The organism is Microcoleus sp. FACHB-831 (assembly GCF_014695585.1).
Lineage (GTDB): Bacteria > Cyanobacteriota > Cyanobacteriia > Cyanobacteriales > FACHB-T130 > FACHB-831.
Window position 1 is genome coordinate 21056 of sequence record NZ_JACJON010000014.1, and the last position, 7917, is coordinate 28972.

The 7917-nt window shown below is 46.2% G+C and carries 6 protein-coding genes; 4 read left to right on the forward strand and 2 right to left on the reverse strand.

Translation table 11 applies throughout. The features are described from left to right. Positions 1-256: 256 nt before the first annotated feature. Both H6F77_RS01915 and H6F77_RS01920 read right to left on the reverse strand, forming a co-directional pair. Positions 257-3745 (reverse strand): PAS domain-containing sensor histidine kinase, encoded by a 3489-nt coding sequence (locus tag H6F77_RS01915; protein ID WP_190484822.1) that lies wholly within the window; start codon positions 3743-3745, stop codon positions 257-259. A 209-nt stretch (positions 3746-3954) separates the two neighbouring features. Continuing rightward, positions 3955-4323, reverse strand: coding sequence for a translation initiation factor (locus tag H6F77_RS01920; RefSeq protein ID WP_190484824.1), 369 nt, complete (start codon positions 4321-4323; stop codon positions 3955-3957). 194 nt (positions 4324-4517) lie between these two features. Here H6F77_RS01920 and H6F77_RS01925 point away from each other — a divergent pair, with 194 nt between their 5' ends. The 4 genes from H6F77_RS01925 (at position 4518) to H6F77_RS01940 (ending at position 7612) form a co-directional block, all read left to right on the forward strand. After that, positions 4518-4931, forward strand: a complete 414-nt coding sequence (locus H6F77_RS01925) for a hypothetical protein (RefSeq protein WP_190484826.1) — start codon at positions 4518-4520, stop codon at positions 4929-4931. 239 nt (positions 4932-5170) lie between these two features. Beyond that, positions 5171-6439: a tryptophan synthase subunit beta gene (trpB, locus tag H6F77_RS01930; RefSeq protein WP_190484828.1), complete on the forward strand. Its 1269-nt coding sequence runs from the start codon at positions 5171-5173 to the stop codon at positions 6437-6439. Then, a complete protein-coding gene (locus H6F77_RS01935; protein ID WP_190484830.1) occupies positions 6439-6978 on the forward strand; it encodes a CAP domain-containing protein in 540 nt (179 codons plus the stop codon). Before trpB ends, H6F77_RS01935 begins: the two co-directional genes overlap by 1 nt. Before the next feature lie 10 nt (positions 6979-6988). Further along, entirely contained in the window at positions 6989-7612 is a 624-nt protein-coding gene (locus tag H6F77_RS01940; RefSeq protein ID WP_242021839.1) for a ribonuclease H-like domain-containing protein, read from the forward strand. The last annotated feature ends 305 nt before the right edge of the window (positions 7613-7917 follow it).

A 7917-nucleotide genomic window follows, 5' to 3' on the forward strand; every position in this document is an offset into this window, starting at 1 on the left:
TTCAGGGGCGTATTCTCATACGCCCCTTTAATTTTGCAAAAATAGTAGCGTTGAGAGCGGCAATAATATTGCGATCGCAGATTATGCCATTTTGACTTTTAGATTTTCACCCCTTGGATTTTGGGGCAGAGATAGTTTTGAAAGGTTTACCGTGACACTACTAAAACAAAATGAATTACCCCGCCTCCTATCAGGCTCGACGCGAATAGCAACAAAAGTAATTAAAAAAAGCTAATTAAAATAATAACTACAATTTTTAAATTTTCTTATTCTTAATAACTTTTTGGCCATTAGCCATGAAAAAATAACGGCTTTGACGGATAGGAATTGCAATAATAAACTCCGTCCCGCTACCCAAAGAAGAAACACACTGTAGCGAACCGCAGTGTTTTTCTACAATGATTTGGTAGCTAATGGACAAACCAAGGCCAGTACCTTTGCCGACAGGTTTTGTTGTAAAGAAAGGGTCAAAGAGCTTGCTGCGTACTTCCTCAGTCATCCCCACGCCATTATCTGCAATCCGAATTACCACTTGATTGCTATGTCCCAACTCTGTAGAAATACAAATCTGGGGATTTTTAATTGGGCGTTTTTGATTGGGGATTGCGGCTTCTTCGTCTCTACCAAACTCCCCTACTGCTTCCATAGCATCAATAGCATTACTCAGGATGTTCATAAACACCTGATTGAGTTGACCAGCATAGCATTCTACTGGAGGCAGTTGACTATAGGCTTTAACTACCTGAATTTCCGGACGTTTAGTCTGCACTTTCAGCCGACTTTGTAAAATCATCAGCGTACTGTCTATGCCTTCGTGGATATTGACTTGCTTCATATCCGCTTCATCGAGGCGGGAGAAGTTTCGCAAGCTGAGGACGATATCGCGGATGCGTTGCGCTCCTGCTTCCATTGAAGACAGGAGCTTGGGCAGGTCTTCCTTAAGAAAATCTAGCTCAATTGATTTTATTTCCTTCTGGATTTCCGGGGTGGAATTGGGATATTGGTGTTGAAATAGTTGTATCAGGCGCAACAAATCTTCGGCGTATTCCCTAGCGGGAATGAGATTACCATAAATGAAGCTGACGGGGTTGTTAATTTCGTGGGCGACACCTGCTACTAGCTGACCCAAACTAGACATTTTTTCAGTTTGAATAAGTTGAGCTTGGGTTTGTTGCAATTCGCGCAAAGTAACTTCTAGAACCGTTGCCTTTTCTCTCAATTGTGCTTCTGATTTTTGCAAAGCTATTTCTGCTTGTTTGCGTTGCGTAGCCGCCGCCACGGCATCGCTTATGTCGCGCACAATTACTAAAGCTTCCCCTTCACCGCTAACTGCGTATCTCGCTTCGTAATCGTGAACCTTGTTGTCTAGCGCGTGCATCTCATACTCATAAAGTTGAGGTTCGCCTGTAGCGATCGCTCTCCGGACTTTCTGCATCGTAGCCCCAGCCAACTCTGGGGGCATTATTTCCTCCACTTTTTTGCCCAAAAACGCGCTGGGAGACATGGAGAGAGCATCTTCTCTGGGTGCGTGGAAGTCCAAAAATGTACCATCTGAGCTGATGCGAAACAACATATCTGGGAGTGCAGCGATCAAAGCACGGTTTCTAGCTTCGCTTGCTTGCAATGCCTGCTCTGCTTGCACGCGGTTGGTGATGTTACTAGACGTACCAACTAGCCGATATATTCTCCCAGAGGGATCGTGTAAAGGCGTTATTGCTGCCAGCCACCAATGCGCCACTTGATCGATATTCAGCGAGTGTTCGTAGTAAATCGTTGTTCCCGCACGAACGCACTCAGTATATCGCTGACGCAACGCAGCAGCTTTAGGGGGAAGGAACACTTCCTCTGGTGTTTTACCCCGCATTTCGTCTGCCTTTTTGCCTAAAACTCTTTCAGCAGTCGGATTAAAACTTGCATAACGAAATTCGCCATTTTCTAGTACATCTAGAACAAAAATTGCATCGTCTACGCCATCGTAAATGCTGCGTAAAAACTCCTCCTGCTCCCGCAAAGCTTCCTCTGCGCGTTTGCGATCGCTAATTTCAATTACGACAGCACCAAGGCCAATGGGGAAGGCATCTTTCCCAAATAGGGGAAAATAAGAAGCCACCCAATGTTGCAAAATACCTGGCTCTTTTGGCCTCTCTCCACTGATCTCGACGTTAAGAAGCGGTTCACCAGTAGTTAAAATCCCCTGATAGATAGGCTCCAATATTGGAGCCATTTCAGGCACTATTTCTCTTATATTTTTGCCGATATGAGCTGCGACTGGCTGCCCATTGATTTCTGCTAGAGCTTCATTAATCTGCACAAATCTCAAAGCATTGTCCATGATTACGAGGCCAATTGGCGCTGCGGAGAAAAATGCATCAAATAGAGCTTTCTGCAAGGCAAATTCTTTTTCTCTTTCCTTGCGATCGCTAATTTCAACGATGACTCCGCCTATCCCAAAAACCAATCCATCTTCCCCAATTAAAGGAAAATAAGATTCTATCCAATGTCTGATTACACCCGGACTTGCAGTTATTTCACCCGACACTTCAACATTTAAAAACGATTCTCCTGTAGCCAATATCTGCTGCCACATCGGCTCCAAAGTTTTGGCCAAATCGGGTTGAATTTCCGCAATAGTTTTTCCTAAATGCTCTTGTACAGATAGGCCGCTCATATCTGCTAAGGCTTGATTGATTTGCACAACCTTCAATTCGTTATCTATAATTACGATGCCAGCTGGCGCACCCTTTAAAAAGTCATCAAACAACCTTTTCTGAAATGCTAATTCTTTTTCTAGCGCCTGGCGATCGCGGATTTCCTGTTGAAGTTGTTCGTGCGCTTTTTCAAGTTCAGCCGTCTTCTGCGATAACAAATCTTCTAGACGTTTCTGATACTGCCGCAAATCTAACTCGTCTTCTTCGCATGACATTAGCTCTTCATAAGTTCCCAGGATACCAACGATATTCCCATTCCCGTCGTGGAGCGGAATTTTTGTAATGTCCAACCTCGTACCATCAGCTTGGAGGTGGGGTTCGATGATGTGGTGTTCTGTCATATCCATCTCCAAAACGCGGCGATCGCAATCTCTGAAAAATTCCGCCTCCTGCTGAAACCATGCCAAGTCGTAGTCTGTCTTACCAACAATATCGGCTGGCTTGCTAATCCCTGCTACTCTTGCAAAATTTTGATTGCAACCTTGGTAAACAAAATTTCTATCTTTCCAGAAAATGGATTGGGGAAGGTTATCTATTGCCAAATGCAGCAATTTTTCCGATTCTTGCAATGCTAACTCAGCTTGCTTGCGCTGGGTGACATTCTGCGTAACCATAACGATGCCGCCAATTTCACCTCTACTTTTGTCCTCCCCACCCGCCTCAATCTCGCCGCAACGGGGGAACTCCAAAGCAGGATTTTTGTTTTCCGGGGAAAAATTTGTCGGTTGATGCCACCAAGGACGCACTTCCCATTCCACCCAGCCAATAGTACCGTCAGCGCCTATTAAAGGTTCTGCGTCGCACTTTTCCACTGCACCCGCCATACAGCGTTGGTGAATTTCTTTCCATCTATCGGCAAAGTCGGGAAACAGTTCGTAATGGCAGCAACCTATAATATCTTGGTCGTTTAAACTATAGTCTATTAGCCACTGGCGACTGGTTATCAAGTAACGCATATCGCGGTCGAATATAGCGATCGCGCCTGGAGTATGTTCGACCATTAGCTGAAGCAGAGCCGAAGTTTCCGGGTAAGACATATTTAAAAAACCTACCGCTTTTGAACGTTTTAAAACGCTCAAAATTAGATCAATTTATAGAGATATATACCACTGATTTGTAAAGCTAGATAGGGAGAAAATACTTATTTTTTAACTAACAACACGTTATACCGCATAAGCTAGCTATACCAGCCATAAAAATAACGCGCTCGCCCCTTCTCCCTTTCCCCATTCTTTCTAAAACTAAATTAACCGCCGCTAATTTTGGCTTTGTACCCTAATTGAGCCAAAATCTGCACGAGCTTCTGTGTATGATCGCCCTGAATTTCAATACTATCTTCTTTAACAGTCCCGCCTGTGCCGCACTGAGCTTTCAACTGTTTAGTTAGGGCTTCCAAAGTTTCTGGCTTAACCTGAAACCCAGTAATAACCGTCACGGTTTTGCCCTTGCGTCCCTTGCGAGAAGCTTGCACCCTAATATTTTGTTGATTTGGCGGTAGTTCCGCATGGGGTCGTTCTATAGCGGCTGAGTTGTCGTTGTTGCCAAATTCGCGGTAGACAAACTTACCGCCTGTAGATGCGTTGGATTCAGGAGATTTGCGCTTATTTGCAGACATAACAGGGTAAAGGAAAAACTAGGTTGAGGGGCGATCGCGAACCGTGCATTTTGCAACACATTCTCCCTCTATCTTAAGAGGGATGAGATATTGTAATGCCTTTTATAAAAAATATCCGACTAAAGATAGTGTGTACATTGATACAAAGAAGCCTAACCTAAAGCATAACAGCTTGCTTTGTTGAGGAAATAATAATGGATAATAAAACTGCTGCTGGCAACGAAACAAATACCGAGCGGCCAGAGGATTCAGCGCCTAAGTATGACCCGCATATGGTTCCTGCTGAAACAGCAGCCCGTCAGGAGCGTGAAGGTGATAGATTCATGCATACACCCTCACAAGAACAAGATCAAAACCAAGAACTTTACGGGAAGGCAGATGCCCAACCCATTAACACTACAGAAGGCTACACCGTAGACAAAGAGGGCCTGATCAATAACTACGCTATTGAACCCGAAATGTATATCAACGAGCCTGGAGACTTGAGGGAAAAAGAAGCACAGGAGGCGGCTGAACGCGCCCAAGAATTAACAAACGTGAATGACGATGAAGAAGGAAAGCTGACAATGGAAGGCGATCGCCGTCCCAAGGGGCCAGGAATTATCTAGCCTAAAGTGCTGCAATGCAAGCATACTACTGTGCCCATATCTGTAAAAGAGTAGATAGATGCTATGCATTCACAAAATTCAAAGTTTTTGCAAAATGTGCATAAATATTGCAACCGCAGGGGGGGAGACATTGCTTATATGTCGCTCCCTTTCCATTTTGAAGAGCGATCGCCAGTCGATTGCCTCAACCCCTGCAAGACTTACCTATAATTATTGATGTTACGTTCCGAGATAAGTTTGTGACTACCACTCCTCTGCAACCCAGTTCCCAACAAAGTCCCGACGCCGCTGCCCAACGCCCAGACAATCTCGGTCGTTTTGGCAAATTTGGCGGCAAATACGTGCCGGAAACGCTGATGCCTGCTCTGAGCGAACTAGAAGCAGCTTTTGAGCAATACCGCACTGACGCAGATTTCCAACAAGAACTCCAAGGACTATTGCGGGACTATGTAGGGCGACCCAGCCCCCTTTACTTCGCAGAACGCCTAACCGCCCACTACGCCAAACCTGATGGAAGCGGGCCGCAAATTTATCTCAAACGGGAAGATTTAAACCACACTGGCGCTCACAAAATCAACAACGCCCTAGCTCAAGTATTGCTGGCGAAGCGTATGGGCAAGCAGCGCATCATTGCTGAAACTGGTGCTGGTCAGCACGGCGTTGCTACAGCTACCGTTTGCGCTCGGTTCGGTCTGGACTGCATTATCTACATGGGCGTCCACGATATGGAACGGCAAGCGCTCAACGTGTTCCGGATGCGGTTGATGGGGGCAGAGGTGCGACCAGTGGCGGCGGGGACTGGAACCCTAAAGGATGCTACTTCGGAAGCAATTCGCGACTGGGTAACGAATGTAGAAACAACTCACTATATCCTGGGTTCAGTTGCAGGACCGCATCCTTACCCGATGATGGTGCGCGACTTTCATGCAGTAATTGGTACAGAAACTCGCGCCCAAGCCGGGGAAAAATGGGGCGGTTTGCCTGATATCTTACTGGCTTGCGTGGGTGGTGGCTCGAATGCAATGGGCCTATTCCACGAGTTTGTACATGACCCAACCGTGCGTTTGATTGGGATAGAAGCTGCTGGGGAGGGTGTAAATACCGAGAAGCACGCTGCAACTCTGACAATGGGACGAGTGGGCGTGTTGCACGGCGCGATGAGCTATTTGCTGCAAGATGGTGATGGTCAGGTGGTGGAAGCACATTCTATTAGTGCTGGTCTGGACTATCCCGGTGTTGGCCCGGAGCATAGTTATCTGAAGGACTTGGGTCGTGCTGAGTATTACAGCGTAACTGACCAACAGGCTTTGGATGCGTTTAAGCGACTGTCTCAGTTAGAGGGAATTATCCCAGCGCTAGAGACATCTCACGCGATCGCCTACCTGGAAACTCTTTGCCCTCAACTAAGTGGCAACCCCAGAATTGTAATTAACTGCTCTGGACGCGGCGATAAAGATGTGAACACAGTCGCGAAGTTCTTAAATATAGGTGAATCATCCCAAACGTAATGCAAAAATCTTTTGCAGAAATTGCGATCGCAGCCCTGGTTATTGCTGGTGGAATTAGTGGCTGCGATTCTATTTCCATCGGGGACATTCTCCCGCCAGCAACTCAAGAGCCTGCTCCAGCACCAGTGTCTAAAAGTTCAAATGCCTATAGTGCTTTGGAACAGTCTGCTCACGAACAGGTAAATCAGTATCGTGCGTCCCTCAACTTGCCGCCGCTAAAGCTAGATCCGCGTATTAGCGAAGTGGCAAGAGAACACAGCAAGGCGATGGCAAGCGATCGCGCTACTTTTAGCCATGATGGTTTTGAGCAGCGAGCGAATAAGGTAAACAAGGCGATTGTGTATCGCAGTTTTGCTGAAAATCTCGCTTTCAACCAAGGATATAAAGATCCCGTGCGACAAGCTGTTCAGGGGTGGATAAAAAGCCCCGGGCATCGTCAGAATATGGAAGGTAAATTCGATATGACGGGAATTGGTGTTGCTAAAAACGCTGATGGCGAATACTACTTCACCCAACTTTTCGTCCGACGGTTGTGGTAAGGAGAAAGAATTGGAAGATTTTAAGGTATGCGATCGCGATATTACTCCTGATATCTTGGCTGAGTATCTAACAGCAGAAGCTATAGCTGTTGATACTGAAACAATGGGATTATTACCGCAGCGCGATCGCTTGTGTCTTGTCCAACTGTGCGATTCCCAAGAGCGAGTAACAGTTGTTCGCATCGCCAAAGGGCAAACCGAAGCCCCAAATTTAAAACAACTGATGGAAGCAGGGGACATCTTCAAAGTATTTCACTTCGCCCGCTTCGATGTTGCTCAGTTGCGTTACCATCTTGGCATTCATGTTACTCCCATCTTCTGTACAAAAATCGCCAGCAAGCTTGCTAGAACGTACACCCAGCGTCATGGTCTTAAGGAACTGGTGCTGGAACTAGAGCAAGTTGAACTGGATAAAACTGCTCAAAGTTCAGACTGGGGCAATGCTGCAAACTTATCTGATATTCAACTGCGCTATGCTGCCAATGATGTCCGCTATCTCGTAAGCGTGCGCCAAAAACTCATTGAAATGCTGAAGCGAGAAGAGCGCTGGGAACTAGCACAGCAATGTTTTGAGTGTTTGCCTGCAATAGTTGCCCTGGATTTGCTGCACTACAAAGACATTTTTGAACACTAATATAAAGTTCGGATTGTAGATTTTGCTTAGTCGGAGTTTCTCCAGAGCTGCAAAGATCGCAGGAAATACTCTTATGTGGAGGGGGTCTGGGGGACGCACCCGTCCCCCAGGGCCGGGATTGGGGGGAGACCCTGCAATCCTGGTTTTTTACACCACATTCACCAAAAGCTAGTAATCTAAATAATTAACTAACGGGACTTAAACAGATTTCAAGCCCAAACAAAGCCCAAAGCTGCGATATTCGCGATGAATACGTCCCGATTGTGGTTCAGCCACTCGACAAAACGGAAAGACATTGCTGTCCG